The organism is Achromobacter xylosoxidans (assembly GCF_014490035.1).
Taxonomy (GTDB): Bacteria; Pseudomonadota; Gammaproteobacteria; order Burkholderiales; family Burkholderiaceae_B; genus Achromobacter; species Achromobacter bronchisepticus_A.
This window is the reverse complement of sequence record NZ_CP061008.1, coordinates 6,622,880-6,639,366: the sequence shown is the minus strand read 5'-3', so window position 1 is coordinate 6,639,366 and position 16,487 is coordinate 6,622,880. Positions and strand designations below refer to the sequence as shown.

Annotated in this window: 14 protein-coding genes; 9 read left to right on the top strand and 5 right to left on the bottom strand. The window is 66.7% G+C overall.

All coding sequences use genetic code 11. The features are described 5' to 3' along the window. Nucleotides 1-8 precede the first annotated feature (8 nt). The gene (ccsB, locus tag IAG39_RS30820) at nt 9-1,376 is read left to right on the top strand and encodes a c-type cytochrome biogenesis protein CcsB (protein ID WP_059379413.1); all 1,368 of its coding nucleotides are present in this window, start codon (nt 9-11) and stop codon (nt 1,374-1,376) included. A gap of 15 nt (nt 1,377-1,391) precedes the next feature. Here ccsB and IAG39_RS30815 read toward each other — a convergent pair whose 3' ends face one another. Genes IAG39_RS30815 through IAG39_RS30795 form a run of 5 tightly spaced genes read right to left on the bottom strand, consistent with a single transcriptional unit; the run spans nt 1,392 to nt 8,304 of the window. Then, nucleotides 1,392-1,775: a DUF4150 domain-containing protein gene (locus tag IAG39_RS30815; RefSeq protein ID WP_059379414.1), complete on the bottom strand. Its 384-nt coding sequence runs from the start codon at nt 1,773-1,775 to the stop codon at nt 1,392-1,394. Nucleotides 1,776-1,819: 44 nt separating this feature from the next. After that, on the bottom strand, nt 1,820-2,878 hold the full coding sequence (locus tag IAG39_RS30810; protein ID WP_118933118.1) for a pentapeptide repeat-containing protein: 1,059 nt from the start codon (nt 2,876-2,878) through the stop codon (nt 1,820-1,822). After that, complete coding sequence (locus IAG39_RS30805; RefSeq protein ID WP_118933117.1) at nt 2,875-5,502, bottom strand: DUF2169 domain-containing protein; 2,628 nt, start codon at nt 5,500-5,502, stop codon at nt 2,875-2,877. The genes IAG39_RS30810 and IAG39_RS30805 overlap by 4 nt, the downstream gene beginning before the upstream one ends. 2 nt (nt 5,503-5,504) lie before the next feature. Beyond that, nucleotides 5,505-5,909 (bottom strand): hypothetical protein, encoded by a 405-nt coding sequence (locus IAG39_RS30800; protein ID WP_059379417.1) that lies wholly within the window; start codon nt 5,907-5,909, stop codon nt 5,505-5,507. 7 nt (nt 5,910-5,916) lie between these two features. Then, nucleotides 5,917-8,304, bottom strand: coding sequence for a type VI secretion system Vgr family protein (locus IAG39_RS30795; protein WP_118933116.1), 2,388 nt, complete (start codon nt 8,302-8,304; stop codon nt 5,917-5,919). A gap of 527 nt (nt 8,305-8,831) precedes the next feature. On the opposite strand from IAG39_RS30795, the gene tssA reads away from it, so the two are divergent. From tssA to IAG39_RS30755, 8 genes are all read left to right on the top strand, one after another. Further along, nucleotides 8,832-9,878, top strand: a complete 1,047-nt coding sequence (gene tssA, locus IAG39_RS30790) for a type VI secretion system protein TssA (protein ID WP_059379419.1) — start codon at nt 8,832-8,834, stop codon at nt 9,876-9,878. Nucleotides 9,879-9,917: 39 nt separating this feature from the next. After that, nucleotides 9,918-10,469: a type VI secretion system contractile sheath small subunit gene (gene tssB, locus IAG39_RS30785; protein WP_059379420.1), complete on the top strand. Its 552-nt coding sequence runs from the start codon at nt 9,918-9,920 to the stop codon at nt 10,467-10,469. 31 nt (nt 10,470-10,500) lie between these two features. After that, nucleotides 10,501-12,003: a type VI secretion system contractile sheath large subunit gene (gene tssC, locus IAG39_RS30780; protein WP_059379448.1), complete on the top strand. Its 1,503-nt coding sequence runs from the start codon at nt 10,501-10,503 to the stop codon at nt 12,001-12,003. 71 nt (nt 12,004-12,074) lie between these two features. Beyond that, complete coding sequence (locus IAG39_RS30775) at nt 12,075-12,542, top strand: Hcp family type VI secretion system effector (RefSeq protein ID WP_088607795.1); 468 nt, start codon at nt 12,075-12,077, stop codon at nt 12,540-12,542. A gap of 13 nt (nt 12,543-12,555) precedes the next feature. Then, nucleotides 12,556-13,371 (top strand): type VI secretion system accessory protein TagJ, encoded by an 816-nt coding sequence (locus IAG39_RS30770; protein ID WP_118933115.1) that lies wholly within the window; start codon nt 12,556-12,558, stop codon nt 13,369-13,371. Then, nucleotides 13,371-13,922 carry a type VI secretion system baseplate subunit TssE gene (gene tssE, locus IAG39_RS30765; RefSeq protein ID WP_118933114.1) on the top strand — a complete coding sequence of 184 codons (552 nt, stop codon included), beginning with the start codon at nt 13,371-13,373 and terminating at the stop codon, nt 13,920-13,922. Before IAG39_RS30770 ends, tssE begins: the two co-directional genes overlap by 1 nt. Next, complete coding sequence (gene tssF, locus IAG39_RS30760; protein ID WP_059379423.1) at nt 13,922-15,826, top strand: type VI secretion system baseplate subunit TssF; 1,905 nt, start codon at nt 13,922-13,924, stop codon at nt 15,824-15,826. The genes tssE and tssF overlap by 1 nt, the downstream gene beginning before the upstream one ends. Nucleotides 15,827-15,854: 28 nt before the next feature. Further along, nucleotides 15,855-16,487 carry a DUF3540 domain-containing protein gene (locus IAG39_RS30755; RefSeq protein ID WP_059379424.1) on the top strand — a complete coding sequence of 211 codons (633 nt, stop codon included), beginning with the start codon at nt 15,855-15,857 and terminating at the stop codon, nt 16,485-16,487.

Here is a 16,487-nt window from a genome sequence, read left to right as displayed (position 1 = left end):
GGTTTCCTATGTCCACTACGACCACCACGCATCCCTCCTCGCCGCAGTCGCTGGCAGCCTCGCCGGACCAGCTCTGGCAGGACGCCTTGTCCGAAACCGGCGATGGCCGCGCCCAGCGCGGCAGGCCTGACTGGACCGACGTCGTCTTCTTTTTGTTGCTGGCAGTGGGTGCGGGCTTCGCGCTGACCCGCTACAGCAACGCGATGGACTATTACGAGAAGATCATCCTGTGCGGCACCGTGCCGGTGCTGGCCTGGATGGGCTGGTTGTGGCGTCCGCTGCGCCACCTGATGGTCGCCTGTGCCATCGCGGCCGGACTGGCGCTGATGCTGTACGGCAACGACCTGGCCCGCGCCGAGCAGGTGTTCTTCCTGAAGTACCTGTTCTCCTCGCAATCCGCCATCCTGTGGATGTGCGCGCTGTTCGCGCTGGCCATGGTCTGCTACTGGATCGGCTTCTTCAGCCCCACGGCCGCCTGGCTGGGCACGGCGTTGAGCTGGGGCGCGGTGTTCGCCGGCGTCACGGGCCTTTTGGTGCGCTGGCGCGAAGGACACCTGATGGGCCCGGACCTGGGCCACATCCCGGTCAGCAACCTGTATGAAGTATTCGTGCTGTTTGCGCTGATCACGGCGCTGTTCTACCTCTACTACGAACGCAAGTACGCCACGCGCGCGCTGGGCGGCTTCGTGATGCTGGTGGTGACGTCGGCCGTGGTGTTCCTGCTGTGGTATTCGTTCACGCGCGATGCCGGGCAGATCCAGCCGCTGGTGCCGGCGCTCAAGAGCTGGTGGATGAAACTGCACGTGCCCGCCAACTTCATCGGCTACGGCACCTTCTCGCTGGCCGCCATGGTGGGCTTTGCCTACCTGGTCAAGCAGCACGGCCAGACCACGTCCTGGGCCAAGCTGGCCCCGCTGTTCGTGCTGGGCGTGCTGTTGTGCGCCGAGCCCATGGTGTTCCGCACCGACGGCCTGTCGGCCACCTGGATGCTGTATTTCGGCGTGGGCGCGGTGATCGTGGGCGCCATCCTGCTGGGACGCCGCCGCATCGCAGCGGCGCTGCCCTCGCTGGAAGTGCTGGACGACATCATGTATCGCGCCATCGCGATCGGCTTCGCGTTCTTCACGGTCGCCACCATCCTGGGCGCGCTGTGGGCGGCCGACGCCTGGGGCGCGTACTGGCAGTGGGACCCCAAGGAAACCTGGGCGCTGATCGTCTGGCTCAACTATGCGGCCTGGCTGCACATGCGCCTGATCAAGGGCCTGCGCGGCACTATGGCGGCCTACTGGGCGCTGATGGGCCTGCTGATCACCGGCTTCGCCTTCCTGGGCGTGAACATGTTCCTGTCCGGGCTGCACTCCTACGGCGAGCTGTAGTCGCTGACGGCCTGTTCAGGCCTTCAGCACGACCATCACGGGCTGGGGCGAGTACACCTTGACGCCGGGCGCATTGATGGTGTTCTGCAGGGTCAGGCTGGTCATGCGGACGATGGGCGCGCCGCGCACCAGCATGGTGAATGCGCCCGTCATGTAGCGCGACTGTCCCATGAAGGTCTGCGAGATCAGGCCGCCGCCCACGCCGGCGGTATCGCCCAGCGTGACGGGTATCAGCGTGGCCATGTTGTGCACGGGCGCGGCCATCAACCATACATTCCAGACCACGGGGATACCCATGGACGACGTCGCCGTGTCGATGTGCGGCACCGGCGGCACCGGGGTTTTGCAGACGTCGGGTACGCCCACGGCCAGGCTGGGCAATTGGCAGACTGCGAGCATATTGATCTCCTTGTGCGGCGAGGGGGCGGCGATGCCGCGTGGGGTCAAAGGGGGGCGCGTCCGGCTGACCAGAGTTCGGCTTCAAGCAGGGGCGCGTCGTTTTCGATGATGCCGCGGCGCTGCGTCCAACGCGCGCCGTGCGTCAACGCGCGATGCATGCGCGTGCGCAGGAACGTGGCGTCGCGCAGGTCGGCCCCGCCCAGGTCGGCCAGCGAGAAATCGGCGTCGGTCAGGTTGGCGCCGCGGAAATCGGTGTCGGCGCAGCGCGCGCGCTGGAAGACGCACAGCGACAGGCTGGCGCCGCGCAAGGACGCGCCGTCCAGCGTCGCCTCGGCCCAGATGGCGCCGTCGAAACGGCCGCCCTGCAGGTCGGCGCCGCTCAGGTCGGCCTGAGGGAACAAGCACTGTGGGGCCGACGCGCCAGCGAAGCGCGCGCCGCGCAGCGTTGCGCCCTTGAAGCCGGCCTGGCGCAGGTCGGCATTGCGGAAGTCCGCGCCGTCCAGCTGGCTGTCGGTGAAATGGCAGAGCGGGTAGGCTTGCGAGGAGAAGTCCTGCGCCGTCAGATCGCATTCGATGAACATGGTGCTTTCCGCGCTGGCGCCCGCCAGCACGATGCTGCGCAGGTCCAGCTGGTGGAGCAGGGTGTAGCTCATCCGGGCCTGCGACAGGTCGGCACGCGCAAGCGCGCCGCGCGAGAACACCGAGCGCTCCACGCGGGCGGAACGGAAGGAGGCCGCTTCGAGCGAGGTGGAGTTGAAAGCCGCTTCCCGCAGCTCGGCCCCTTCCAGGCTGGCCTGTCCCAGATCGCATTCGGTGAAGCTGACGCCATGGGCGTGGCTGCGGTCCAGCACCGCGCCGCGGGCCTGGCAGCGAAACAGCCGGGCCATATCCAGATTGGCGTCCGCGGCGTCCACGCCAGCCAGCACGCAGTTGAGGAATTGGCTGTCCTGCAACTGGCAACCGCTCATCCTGGCGCCGCTCAAATCTACCTGATCGAAGAACGCGCCCGCCAGGTCCAGGCCGCGCAGGTCCTGGCCCGCCAGGCTGAGGTGCGCTATCGGCTCGCCGTGGCGCACCTGGTCCAGCAACTGGTCCAGATTCATGCGGCGTTCTCCGGCTGCCGGGCCGGCCAGAGCTTGGCGCCCTGGGTATGGGCGTCGTCCAGCCCGGTGCTGCCGTCCATCTGCGCCTGCGCGACATCGGCGCGAAAGAGGTTGGCGCCGGTCAGGTCGGCGCGCAGCAGGATGGCCTTGCCGAGCAGGCTGTTGATCAGGTTGGCGTTGCGCAGCCGCGCGCCGGTGAAATCGGCGCGCACGAAGTGGGTGTCGGGGACGGCCACGCCGCTGAGGTCTGCTTCCCGCAGGCTGCAGTTCGAAAAGTCACTGGCGGCAAGTTGCGCGCCACGCAAGTCGGCGCGATCGAGCATCGCGCCACGCATGCTGCCCACCTTGAACTGCATGCCGCGCAGGCATGCGCCGGCAAGCGCTACGCGTCCCGCGTAGGCGCAGCCATCGAGCGTGGCGTTCTCCAGGCTATGGCGGCCCGAAAACTCCACGTCCATGAAGCTGACGCGCAGCAGGTCCGCGCGGGAGAAATCGGCGTTCGCCATCGTTCCCTGCATGAACACGCACTGATTCAAGCGCGCTTCGTGAAAGCGGCAATCCTCGAAGGCGGCCATCATTGCGGCCCATTGCTCGAATGACGCGCCGCTCAGGTCGCAACCGCGCAAGCGCGCCTGATGCAGGCGTCCCAGCAGCCAGACGCTGCCGGCAAAGCTGCAATCCTCGCAGCTGGCATGGTCCCAGATGGTCTCCGTGATGCGGCTTTCGGTGAAGTCCGTCTGCACGCATTGCGTGCGGCCCAGGTTCGCGCGCGACATGTCGGCGCCGCGCACGCTGGCGCGCGTCAGGTCGGCGCCGGCCAGCACGGCGTCGGCGAGGTTGCAGCCGTCCAGCCGCGCGCCGGCGAGCCGGGCGCCGGCCAGGATGGCACGCTGGAAGTCGACCCCGGAAAGATCCATGCCGCTCAGGTCCGCGCCGGTCAGGTTCATGTCCCGGCAATCGCGATCGCCCTTCAGGCGCGCTTCCAGCTTCATGCGCGTGCGCCGTGCGCGCAGCGGCGGCATGGGCGGGGGCGGCGCGAACTGATGCGCCGATTGCTGATAGGCCTGATGCACCTGCGGGCCCAGGGTTTGGCTGAGCGATGGCGGCGAATCTGCGGCTTGCTGTACGCCGCGCTCGGCCTGCGCGTGAGGGTTGGCATCGAAGTCGGCGATGTGCCGCTTCACCACGCGCGGGTCGAAGCCGGCGGGAAGCTTGCCGTCATCTTCCAGCTTGCGCAGCGCGTCCACGTCGACGCCCGAGACCGCGGCCATGGACGGCAGGTTGGGATCGGCCAGCGCGCGCGCGGCGGGTCCGCCGGACAGGCGTTTGGCCTCTTCCAGCTCCTGCTGCATGCGCAGGATGGTCTGAGGCAGGTCGGCCAGGTCCGGCGCCTTTGACGCCGGCTCCAGGGGAACCATGTACAGGTCGGGATCCAGGCCCTGGGCGAGCAGCGATTCGCGCTCGCGGGCATGCCGCCGTGCCGCGCCGGCATGGAGGTTGCGGTTCGACGGCCGCTGGACCGTGGCTTCCATGGCCGCCTGCGGCAGCTCGCCGCAAATGTCTTCCGGCACGAGCTGGGCATCCAGCAGGGCATGGACCGCGCCGAGCTCGGTCTCGAGGCGCTGTCCCATCACCGTCTGGTAATGCGCCATGTCGCGCGCCTGGCCGGCGTGTTCCAGCGCGGGCATGATGTGCAGGATATCGGCGGCGTCATCTTCGCGCACCGGCAGCGCGCCGTGCCAGATCAGCGCCAGCTGCGCGCGGTCGGGAAAGAACCAGGCCGTGGTCAGGCGCAGCGCGACTTCTTCAAGCGCGCTGCCGTCGGTCTGGCGGCTGACGAAGCAGCGGGCGCGCCAGTCGGGCAGGCGGCCGCGCAGCACCTCGTGTTCAGGGTGCATGTTCCACAGCTCAAAGTCGGCGCCGCCAGCAAGCGCCGAATTTGCGGGGCCCCATTGGTCGGGCGGCGCGGCATTGAAGAAGCGCCAATCCATGTCGGACGCGAAACCCGGGAAGTCATGCTCCAGCCACTGCTGGCCATACTGGCGGCCCAGCAGCGCGGCCCGTTGCGGCCAGTCCATGGGCATGGCCGTAAAACCGGCGGGGGCGACGCGCTGGGAGGGCGACGCGACGCGCTCCTGCGGGTGCTCGATGTTGGGCAGCCGGCGCACGCGCACGCCGTTGAAGTCTTCTTCCTGCGCGCCGATGCCCAGCGGGTTCTCCGCGCAGCCGGGGCCGCCGTAGGCGCGGCTCCAGTCCAGACGCATGCGCTCGAAGGGTTGGGGGGCGGTGGCCTTGCCATCGAGCCAGTAGCGGTCGCCGAAGACCAGCAATGATTTGTCGATCGCGCCCACCTTCAGGCGCACGGCGCAGGCGCCGGGACTCGCGGGATCATGCGGGTAGGCGTGGCCCGCGACCAGCACCTCCGGACATAGCTTGGGCGTGGCCAGGTCCAGCAGGCCGCCGGCTTCGGCGCCGGCCAGCTTCCACAGTTCCTGGTCCATGAGCAACGTGGGCGCCTGCGCGATATCGACCAGCGCGAAAACCGCCACGCCCAGCACGTCGCGGCGCTGCCAGCGGTAGGGGCGGGTAAGCAGGCCCAGGCGGAACGGCTTGATGGTCTTCATGGCTATCCGGTGGCCTGGTCCACGACAACCTCCCGGGTCGCGGGATCGACCCGCACCTGTATGGTCTTGCCAGCGCTGAAATCGGCCAGGTGCAGGGGCGACAGCGGCACGCTGAGCGTGCGCGACAGGGCGGGCGTGGCGCTGGTGGCGGCGACCTCCAGGTCCAGTTCGATGATGAAATACAAGGTGTCGCCGATGCGGCGGCGCGTGTCGCGCGCCGCAGTCACCCGCGCGGTGCCAGGCAGTCCGCTGGCGCGCAAGCCGTCCTGCCGCCGCACTTGCTTGCGTCCCGCCGCGCGGCGTTGGCGCTCGCGCCACAGCATGTATGCCGCTTGCGCCAGGGACAGCAAGAGGCCCAGCCACACCCACTTGGCCCAGCCGGGCCATGCATCGATGAAGTCGGACATGGCGGCCTTAGATGATGCTCCAGAGGCCGGCCATCGACGCGCGCAGCGGGACCTGTTCAGCCTTGACACCATCGTAGGCGTAACTCGAGCCGGTGGTGCGGTAGGACACTACCTGTCCGATACTGCTGACGATGGCATAGTTGGTGAACGATGTATTCAGCATGACCGTCGTGCGGAACAGCGCCATGCGATGCATGCCGAATTCCGCCTTGGCCACCGCCAGGCCGATGGAGAAGGGCGTGGCCTGCAGCCAGCTCTTCTTGGAAAGATCCTTGACGTTGGCGGCGTCCATGACGACGTCGGCGGGCGTTTTTAAAGTGATGTTGCCATCGGCCTTGACCAGCACGGTGGATCCTGTCGACTCCATGTCTATCTTGCCCTTGGCTTTGAGATCCATGGTGGACGTTTCGGACTCCACGTGCATCGCGGTCTTGGCCTTGACGTCCATGTTCGCGTCGGTGGAAAGCACCTCGACCTTGCCCTTGGCCTTCTCGGTGAGCGCGCCGGTCTTGACGTGATGGAGCGAGTCGCCTTCGTTCACGTAGACCTGCTCGCCATTCTTCAAGGTTTCCTTGAAGAGTCCCGTGATCTCGCGTTCCTCGCCCTTGGCCGCGACCGTCGTCTTCAGGCCGTTGTCGAATTTCTCGTCCATCAGGCCGTCTTTCACGTTGACCGTGCGCGATGCCTTGACGGTGTATTCCTCGTGTCCCTTCACGAACACGTCGCGCGTCTTTTCGATGTGCAGCTTGTCGGTGCCGGTGACCTTGATGTCGCGGTTGCCGCCGATCTTGGTGGTGTCGTTGTCGCCGATGGTGGTGGTGCGGTTCTCGTCGGTCGAGTGGAACTCGTTGGCCTCCACTTCGGTGCACAGTTCGCGTTCCGCGTGCAGCCAGATGCGTTCGCTGCCGCTCTTGTCCTCGAACATGAGCGCGTTCGCAGTCGCGGGCGTGCCGCTCTTGGAGCGGCTGAGAAAGCCGCTTTGCGTGGCATTGTCCGGCAGGTCCCAGGGCGGCAGATTGTTGGCGTTGAAGACGCGGCCGATCACGATGGGGCGGTCGGGCTGGCCGCCGATGAAGTCGACGATCACTTCATCGCGCACGCGCGGCAGCTGGATCCCGCCAAAGCCGCCGCCGGCCCAGGGGCTGGACACGCGCACCCAGCACGAGCTGTTCTCGTCCTTCTTGCCGTAGCGGTCCCAATGGAACTGCACCTTGATGCGGCCCATCTTGTCCGTCCAGATTTCCTCTCCTTCCTTGCCCACTACCGTGGCGGTCTGTGGGCCATGGGTGCGAGGGACGGGAGTCACGCGCGGCGCGCGGAACTGGGTGCTGGACGGCAGCACGACGAATTCCAGGTCGAAGTCGCCGGGATCGGGCTGGCCGCTGGCATAGCCTGTTTCACGGATCCGGTAGTAGGTGCTGACGACGAGGTACTCGCGGTTCTCGGCCTGGCGCGGATGATTGCGCAGCGTGAAGAGATGGCCCGTGGCCAGCCCGCGGGCGTTGGAGCCGCCTGCGCTCTGCTCCTTTCGGCATTGCAGGTCTTCAAGCCGCACGCGGGTGTAGTGTTCCGCGTCATCGGGGTTGGTGTAGCCGCCTTGCCATTCGTACATTTCCAGATCGCCGTGATCGTGGGCGCCGGGGTTGTTGCGGCGGGCTTCCAGGCTGGCGGCGGGCGTGAGCGGGTGATAGTCCGTGGTGGCAAAGGCGCCGGGCGTGATCTGTTCGGCCACTTCCCATTTGTAGACATGGTCTTCGCGGGGGATGGTGATGCGGTCCGGCCCGTAATAGGGAATCTGCTCGTAGCCGGAGACGGGCTCGTGCTGCGTGATGTCGTCGGTGAGGACCAGGGTGTGCTTGCCCTTGTCGTGCTTGAACCAGAAGTAGATGCCCTCGTGCTCCATCAGGCGGCTGATGAAGGCGTAGTCGGTTTCCTGATACTGGACGCAGTATTCCCAATTGCGGTAGCTGTCCACCAGCTTGAACTCGATGGGATAGTCGTAGTCCTTCAGCACTTCCCGGATGACGTCGGGCACGCTCTTGTTCTGGAATATCTTGTTGTCCGAGGTCTGGGTCAGGTACCAGAGCCACGGCCGCACCGTGGCGCGGTAGATGGTGTAGCGCGAGGTGTTGTTCTCGCGACCTACCAACGCGCAACGCGTGATGTGTCCGCTGAGATAGCGCGGCGCGGCGGACCCGGTTTCGATCTCCAGCGTCAGCGGCTTGCCCAGCAGCGACTTCATGTCCAGCGAATAGGATTCCGAGACCAGTTCGATCTCCAGCTCGTACAGCTGCGAAAGGCTCTCGGCGCCGTGCATGGCGCGGAACTTCAGTTGTTCCGGCGGCAGGGGCGTATGCGCCTTGACGACACGTTCGCTGGGCACGTTGCGGTCCATCTCACCGTCTCCTTATGAGAATGCTTCGCCTGTTGCTGCGTGTGCTGCTTTCGATTTCTTCGCGGCCGCGCGTGAAGCGCGTCGCGATGACTGCAATGGGATGTCCGGCCACGCGATGGGGCCGCTTGCAAAGGGCGGGCAGGGCTCGTCACGAACGGGTCTGCGCCGGGGAAATCTGTCTCTGGATCTGATGCGCGCCGGTCTTGCCGCCAGCGTGAGCGCCGATTGTAGGCAGGGGCGAAAGCGCCCGAGAAGCGCTCTCACATGCTTTTGTGTTTTTTACGCTTCGGTAACAGTCCTTCCGCGCCGGGCTGGATTCCGTAAGGTCTGTGTCTAAAAATCAATGCAGCAGGGAGAGAAGTGTTCAATTATTTACTCGGGTGTTAGTTATCTGTAAGAAAAATCTGTAGTTGTTAGGTTGCCGTTGCATGCGGAAAGAGATGCCTAGAATTCACCCTTCCGTGAAGCAGCGCGGAGCGTAGTGGTTGTATCCAGGCAGCATCCCAGCAGGCATTTAACTGATGACTATGGAATTCGCCGACATCCTCAATACACTCGATTCACGTCTGCCCTGCGGGGAAGACCTCGAATACGACGCCGACTTCCTGCAACTGCAGCAAGCCGCGGCGGGTCGCGACGAACAGCAGTTCGGCTCGACCATCATTGCTGCGCAGCCGCCCGACTGGCGCGAGGTCGAACGCCTGGCGCGCGCACTGCTGGAGCGCACCCGCGACCTGCGCATCATCGGCCTGTTGACCTCTGCCTGGACCGAGATCCGCGGCCTGCCCGGCTATAGCGACGGCCTGGCGCTGGCCGTCGATACGCTGGAACGCTATTGGGAGCCGGTGCATCCGCGGCTCGACAGCGTCGGCGAAAACGATCCCATGCCCCGCATGAATGCGCTGGCGGCCTTTGGCGACATGCAGGGCTGTGCGCGCAGCGTGCGCTCGGCCAGCCTGGTCAGCGGCGTGCACGGGCAACTGAGCTTGCGTGATACCGAGGCGCTGCTCGATGGCAGCCGCCAGGACGCGGACGCCTATCCTGGCGGACGGCCGCGCCTGGTTGAGCGCTTGCGCCAGGCCTGGGCGCAGGGCAATGCCGAGGCGCACGCGCTGCAGTCGGCCGCCCAGGCGCTGCGGCGCATGCAGAAACTCGTGGCGGACAAGCTGGGCGCCGCCTGGGCGCCCGATTACGCCGCCATTCTCCGCACCCTGGACCTGGTGCTGGACGCAATGCGGGACGTTCAACCCGCGCCGCCGGCCGCGATGCCCGCGGACGATGCGCCGGCCGCCGGCGACATCGCCGCCATGCCGCTTGCCGCCGCCGCCGAGGGCGCGCCGCGCTGGCGGGACATGCCCATCCAATCGCGCGACGAGGCCGTGGCGATGCTGTCCAAGGTCTGCGCCTACTTCGAGGCCAACGAGCCCGGCCATCCCGCGCCCTACCTCATCCGCCGGGCCCAGCAGCTCATCCCGATGAGCTTTCACGACATCATCAGGAATCTGGCGCCCCAGGGGCTGGAGCAGTTCGAGGCATGGCTGCCGCGGTCCGAAGCAAACCGGCAGGAACCGTAAGGCGGGCCAGCCGCCGCACCAACAAGAGGAGACGACATCATGGCGACCAGCCTGAAGGGAAGCGGCCAGAAGTTCATTGCAAGAAACCGCGCGCCGCGGGTGCAGATCGAGTACGACGTGGAGATCTACGGCGCGGAACGCAAGATCCAGTTGCCGTTCGTGATGGGCGTGCTGGCGGACCTGGCCGGCAAGTCCGAAACGCCGCAGCCGGAAGTGGGCGAGCGCAAGTTCCTCGACATCGACATCGACAACTTCGATGAACGCATGCGCTCCATCCAGCCGCGCGTGGCGTTCCAGGTACCCAACACGCTGACGGGCGAAGGCAACCTGAACGTGGACGTCACGTTCGAGAGCATCGACGACTTTTCGCCGGCCACCGTAGCCCGCAAAGTTGGCGCGCTGAATGAACTGCTGAGCGCGCGCACCCAGCTGGCGAACCTGTTGACGTACATGGACGGCAAGACCGGCGCCGAGGAACTGATCGGCAGCGTGCTCAAGAATCCGGCGCTGATGAACGCGCTGGCGGCCGCGCCTAAGCCGCAGGAGGATCCGCGCGCATCCGATGCCCCCGCGCAGGATCCGGCCGCCTGATTTCCGCTTGAATCGCTTTTCGGAGAATGCCATGACCGCAGTGGCCAAACGCGCCGACGCGCGCGCTGTCGAGACCCTGCAGGCGGACGATCTTTCCGCCCTGCTGAAGAAGGAATTCAAGCCCAAGACCGAGCAGGCGCAGGAGGCGGTGGAGCATGCCGTGCGCACGCTGGCGCACCAGGCGCTGGAGAACAGCGGCGTCGGCCTGTCGTCGGACGCCTACCGCACCATCCAGGCCATCATCGCCGAGATCGACCGCAAGATGTCGGAACAGATCAACCGCGTGATGCACCACCCCGACTTCCAGCAGCTGGAGGGCGCGTGGCGCGGCCTGCATTACCTGGTCACCAACACCGAGACCGATGAACTTCTGAAGATCCGCGTGATGTGCCTGTCCAAGTCGGAGCTGGGCCGCACGCTCAAGCGGCACAAGGGCGTGGGCTGGGACCAGAGCCCCATCTTCAAGCGCGTGTACGAGGAAGAGTACGGCCAGTTCGGCGGCGAACCCATCGGCTGCCTGGTCGGCGACTACTACTTCGACCACAGCCCGCCCGACGTGGAACTGCTGGGCGAGATCGCCAAGATCTCGTCCGCCGCGCATTGCCCTTTCATTGCGGGCGCTTCGCCCAACGTAATGCAGATGGATTCGTGGCAGGAACTGGCCAACCCGCGCGACCTGACCAAGATCTTCACCAACACGGAATACGCCGCATGGCGCAGCCTGCGCGAATCCGAGGACTCGCGCTACATCGGGCTGGCGATGCCGCGCTTCCTGGCGCGGCTGCCGTACGGCGCGCGCACCAACCCCGTCGACGAATTCGACTTCGAGGAAGACACCGACGGCGCGAATCACGACCGCTACACCTGGACCAATTCCGCCTATGCGATGGCGGCCAACGTGAACCGCTCGTTCAAGCTGTACGGCTGGTGCACCTCCATCCGCGGCGTGGAGTCGGGCGGCGCGGTGGAAAACCTGCCATGCCACAGCTTTCCCACCGATGACGGCGGCGTGGACCTGAAGTGCCCGACCGAGATCGCCATCAGCGACCGGCGCGAGGCCGAACTGGCCAAGAACGGCTTCATGCCGCTGGTGCATCGGAAGAACTCCGACTTCGCCGCCTTCATCGGCGCGCAGTCGCTGCAAAAGCCGCACGACTACTACGAGGCCGACGCCTCGGCCAATGCCAAGCTGGCCGCGCGCCTGCCGTATCTCTTCGCGTGCTGCCGCTTTGCGCATTACCTGAAGTGCATCGTGCGCGACAAGATCGGCTCGTTCCGCGAACGCGACGACATGGAGCGCTGGCTGAACGACTGGATCATGAATTACGTGGATGGCGATCCCGTGAACTCCTCGCAGGAAACCAAGGCGCGCAAGCCGCTGGCCGCAGCCGAGGTGCAGGTGCAGGAGATCGAGGACAACCCGGGCTATTACTCCGCCAAGTTTTTCCTGCGGCCGCACTATCAGCTGGAAGGGCTGACGGTGTCGCTGCGATTGGTTTCCAAGCTGCCTTCGCTCAAACAGAACGAAGGCTGAGTGGCGCTGACAAGTCGGGGCGCAACCGTGCCCCATAACTCCAGGAGACAGATGTGGCAGTGGATATGTTCATGAAGATCGATGGCGCCAACGGTGAATCCAAGGACGCCAACCACAAGGACTGGACCGATATCGTGTCCTTCTCATGGGGCGCCACCCAGCCAGGCAACCTGGCCAGCGGCGGCGGCCTGGGCGCGGGCAAGGCCAGCTTCAACGACCTGCACGTAGTGGCCCGCATCGACAAGGCCGCGCCGGCCGTGATGAAGCACTGCGCCAGCGGCAAGCACCTCAGCAAGATCGAGCTGTCCATGTGCAAGGCGGGCGGCGAGCAGATCGAATACTCCAAGATCACGCTGGAAGACGTGCTGGTGTCGTCGGTGCAGATATCCGGGGACCGCAGCGCCGAAGGCGTGGTGGTGAACTTCGCGTTCCAGGCGGCCAAGGTCAAGCAGCAGTACTGGGAGCAGACCGACAAGGGCGGCAAGGGCGCGGAAAGCCTGGTGGCCTGGGATATCAAGCAGAACAAGGAAGTGGGCTAGGGCGGAGGCACCCATGTCCATCGCCGCGGTTCCTTTCGGCGCGCTCAGCCTGGCTGGCCAATTGGACGAGCTGCAGGCGCAGGTGCGCCGGCAGCCCGCCGACGCGGACCTGCGCGCCCAGCTGTTCCAGCTGCTAGCGGTGCAGGGCGATTGGGCGCGCGCGGCCGAGCAGCTCAATGTCTGCGGGCATCTGAACGCGCAGGCGCGGCCGACGCAGGTGCTCTACGCCAGCGCCATCGCGGCGGAGCGCGAGCGCGAGGCCGTGCTTGCCGGGCAAGGCGAACCCGCGCTGCTGGGCGAGCCCGCCGATTGGCTGCGGGCCATGATATCGGCGCTGCGCCTGGACGGTACCGCGCCAGCCCAGGCGGCCGAGCTGCGCGGCAAGGCTTTCGAGGATGCCAGCGCGCGCGCCGGTCTGCTGGAACTGGCGGCGCAAGAGACTGCGCAGCCGTTCCAGTGGATCTGCGACGGCGACAGCCGCCTTGGGCCGGTGTTCGAGTTCCTGGCAGGCGGGCGCTACGTGTGGTTGCCCTTCGCCGCGCTCAAGCGCGTGCGTCTGCTTGCGCCGGAAGGCCTGTGCGATCTGGTCTGGGCGCAGGCCGAGATCGAACTGGAAGACGGCCGGGTGCGGCAGGGCCTGGTGCCGGCGCGCTACCCCGCGGCGCCCGGCGCGCGCATGGTCGAACTGTCCGACTCGGCCAAGCTGGGCAGGACGACCGACTGGCGCGCGTTGCAGGGTGATACCTACGCGGGCGTGGGGCAGAAGATGTGGCTGACGGATGCGGCGGATATTGCGCTGCTCGAGGTACGCAGCCTGGAGCTGGCGTGATGGGCCACGCCGACCGTCCGGGCGATTGGGAGCCGCTCTCGCGCGGCCAGCGCGCGGCGCGCGACCGGCTGCAGCCGTCGCTGCTGGACCGCCTGATGGACAACGAACCCGCCAAGCGCGAAGAACCGCGCGAAAACGCCATGCTGACGCATGAGGCGCTGCGCGCGGCGGTGCTGCGGGACCTGCGCTGGCTGCTCAATACCGTCAATCTTCAGGCGTCCCAGGATCTGTCGGCGCACCGCCCGGTGGCCGCCTCGGCGCTGAACTTCGGCGTGCGCGCCATGGCCGGGAAGCGCATGTCGGAGATCGACTGGATCGACGTCGAAGAGTCGATCCGCGAAGCGATCTCCGCGTTCGAGCCACGCATCCTGGATTCGTCGGTGGAAGTGCGCTGCGTGTCCGATGCCGGCACGCTGGAGCACCACAATGTGCTGAGCCTGGAGATACGCGGCATGCTGTGGTGCGTGCCGCAGCCGCTCGAGTTCCTGTTCCGCACGGACATCGACCTGGAAAGCGGCCACATGGATCTGCGCGATCTGGGCGGTGCCTGATGGACGATCGGCTGCTGGATTACTACAACCGGGAACTGGTCTATCTGCGGGAGCTGGGCGCGGAGTTTGCGCAGGCCCATCCCAAGGTGGCGGCGCGGCTGGGCATGAATGCCACGGAGGTCGCCGATCCTTATGTCGAACGCCTGCTGGAGGGCTTCAGCTTTCTGACCGCCCGCATCCATATGAAGATGGATGCCGAGTTTCCGCGCTTCTCGCAGCGGCTGCTGGAGGTGGTGTATCCCAACTACCTGGCGCCCACCCCGGCGATGGCCATCGTGCAGTTCGCGCCCAGCATGAACGAGGGCACGTTGGCGGGAGGCTTCGAATTGCCGCGCGGCACGCTGTTGCGCGGCCGTGTGGCGCGCGGCGAGCAGACGCCGTGCGATTTCACCACCGGCCACGCCCTGCGCCTGTGGCCGCTGCAGGTCACGCAGGCGGAATTCACGGCCGCGCCGCAGGATCTGCCGCTGGCGAGGCTGGGCCTGGCCGGGCGCACTGCGCGCGTGCTGAGCGCGCTGCGCATCCGGATAGAGGTTTGCGGCGGGCAACGCCTGGAGGACCTGGATCTCGATCAGCTGGTGTTCCACCTGAACGGCCAGGACCTGCAGATGCAGCGCCTGCTTGAAGTCGTCATGGGGCATACCGTGGCGGTGCTGGGGCACGACACCGCCAGGCCGGTGGCATGGATCAACAGGTTGCCGCCGGACGCGGTGCGTCACGAAGGTTTTGCCGACGAACAGGCGTTGCTGCCGGGCGACGCCCGCGTGTTCCAGGGCTATCGCCTCTTGCAGGAGTATTTCGCATTTGCGCAGCGCTATCTGTTCTTCAGCGTCAACGGATTGAAGCAGGGTCTGCGCACGCCCGCGCTGCCCCAGGGCGCGCAGCGCGAAACCCGTGCTTTCGACCTGACCCTGCTGTTCTCGATGGCGGCGCCGGAATTGGAAGGGGCGATATCGGCCGCCAACCTGGCGCTGCATTGCGTGCCGGTGATCAACCTGTTCGCCAAGCGGGCGGACCGCGTGGCGGTAACGCCCAGGACTTCCGAGTACCACGTGGTCATCGACCGCAGCCGCCCGCTGGACTACGAGGTCTACGGCGTGACGCGCGTCGCGGGCCATGCTGCCGCGCAACGGCAGGAGCAGGAGTTCCGGCCGTTCTACGGTTCGCTGGGCAGCGACCCCGACGAGCATGGCGCGTACTTCTCCATGCGCCGCGAGCCGCGGCTGGTGTCCGATAGCGCGCAACGCAACGGCACGCGCAGCGGCTACATCGGCAGCGAAGTGTTCCTGTCGCTGGTGGACCGGCGTGAGGCGCCGTTCTCGGGCGACCTGCGCCACCTGACCCTGGAGACCCTGTGCACCAACCGCGATCTGGCGCTGCTGTTGCCGCTGGGCGGCGACACCGACATGACCTTGCGCGTGTCGGCGCCGGTGCGCGCGGTCAAGGTGCTGCACGGGCCCTCACGGCCGCGCGCGGCGCTGGCCGAGAACGCCGCTACCTGGCACCTGATCAGCCACCTGGGCCTGAACTACCTCAGCCTGACCGACCTGGACGCCGAGCAGGGCGCGCAGACCCTGCGCGAGATGCTGCACGTGTACGGCAACCTGGCCGAGCCGGGCATGCGCCGGCACATCGCGGGCCTGCGGCACGTCAGCGCGACGCCGGTGCATCACCGCCTGCCCGTGCCCGGCCCCATCGTCCACGGGCGCGGCGTGCGCATCGCGCTGCAGGTGGACGAGACCGCGTTTTCGGGCATCAGCCCCTATCTGTTTGGCGCCGTGCTGGAGCAGTTCTTCGCACGCCATGTATCGATCAACCTGATGTCGGAGCTGGTCCTGTCGACCCTGCAGCGCGGCGAGATCGCCCGCTACAAGCCCCGCATGGGACGCCGGCCCGTGGTCTAGGGGCTGTGCACACTAAAAGGAGCGCGTGATGAAGTCCGCCGCACATCTGAGCCGCATGGCTTACGACCCCGTCCATTTGCTGGGCGAACTGCTGCGCCGCGAAGACGACGGCAGCTATGCCGTGGCCTGCGATGGCCGCGTCTGGACCGTGCAGCGCGCCGCCAGCTGCCTGCTGGAGCCGCAGCCGGGCGACGAGGTGCTGATCAGCGGCCCGGACCCCGCCCGCATTTACCTGATCGCCGTGACCGTGCAGGCCGATCCCGCGCGCGCCACGCTGCAAGCCGAGGGCGATCTGGTATTGCGCTCGCGCAGCGGCGGCGTGCTGCTGGAGGGCGAGAGCGCCGTGCGCGTGCGGGCGCCCGAGTACGCGGTAGAGGCCGGAGAGGAACGCCATACCTGCGGCAGCATGCGCATGGTGGCGAAGCAGCTGCATGCCACCGTGGGTGAAGTGCGGCTGGTGGGCCGCAGTTACGAGGCAGTGATGGACCGCATGACGCTGATGGCGCGGCTGTCGCAGCGCAGCGTCAGCGAGATGGACCAGGTGCGCGCCGGCGCCATCGATTTCCAGGCCGAGCAGAGCGCGCGGCTGCACGCGGCCTACACGGTGGTGACGGGCGGCGACCTGGTCAAGGTGGACGCCAAGCAGATACACATGGGGTAG

Excerpts from the sequence above, each read along its gene's own strand:
- ccsB (WP_059379413.1), top strand. The coding sequence starts at position 9 with ATGTCCACTACGACCACCACGCATCCCTCCTCGCCGCAGTCGCTGGCA.
- IAG39_RS30815 (WP_059379414.1), bottom strand. The coding sequence starts at position 1,775 with ATGCTCGCAGTCTGCCAATTGCCCAGCCTGGCCGTGGGCGTACCCGAC.
- IAG39_RS30810 (WP_118933118.1), bottom strand. The coding sequence starts at position 2,878 with ATGAATCTGGACCAGTTGCTGGACCAGGTGCGCCACGGCGAGCCGATA.
- IAG39_RS30805 (WP_118933117.1), bottom strand. The coding sequence starts at position 5,502 with ATGAAGACCATCAAGCCGTTCCGCCTGGGCCTGCTTACCCGCCCCTAC.
- IAG39_RS30800 (WP_059379417.1), bottom strand. The coding sequence starts at position 5,909 with ATGTCCGACTTCATCGATGCATGGCCCGGCTGGGCCAAGTGGGTGTGG.
- IAG39_RS30795 (WP_118933116.1), bottom strand. The coding sequence starts at position 8,304 with ATGGACCGCAACGTGCCCAGCGAACGTGTCGTCAAGGCGCATACGCCC.
- tssA (WP_059379419.1), top strand. The coding sequence starts at position 8,832 with ATGGAATTCGCCGACATCCTCAATACACTCGATTCACGTCTGCCCTGC.
- tssB (WP_059379420.1), top strand. The coding sequence starts at position 9,918 with ATGGCGACCAGCCTGAAGGGAAGCGGCCAGAAGTTCATTGCAAGAAAC.
- tssC (WP_059379448.1), top strand. The coding sequence starts at position 10,501 with ATGACCGCAGTGGCCAAACGCGCCGACGCGCGCGCTGTCGAGACCCTG.
- IAG39_RS30775 (WP_088607795.1), top strand. The coding sequence starts at position 12,075 with ATGAAGATCGATGGCGCCAACGGTGAATCCAAGGACGCCAACCACAAG.
- IAG39_RS30770 (WP_118933115.1), top strand. The coding sequence starts at position 12,556 with ATGTCCATCGCCGCGGTTCCTTTCGGCGCGCTCAGCCTGGCTGGCCAA.
- tssE (WP_118933114.1), top strand. The coding sequence starts at position 13,371 with ATGGGCCACGCCGACCGTCCGGGCGATTGGGAGCCGCTCTCGCGCGGC.
- tssF (WP_059379423.1), top strand. The coding sequence starts at position 13,922 with ATGGACGATCGGCTGCTGGATTACTACAACCGGGAACTGGTCTATCTG.
- IAG39_RS30755 (WP_059379424.1), top strand. The coding sequence starts at position 15,855 with ATGAAGTCCGCCGCACATCTGAGCCGCATGGCTTACGACCCCGTCCAT.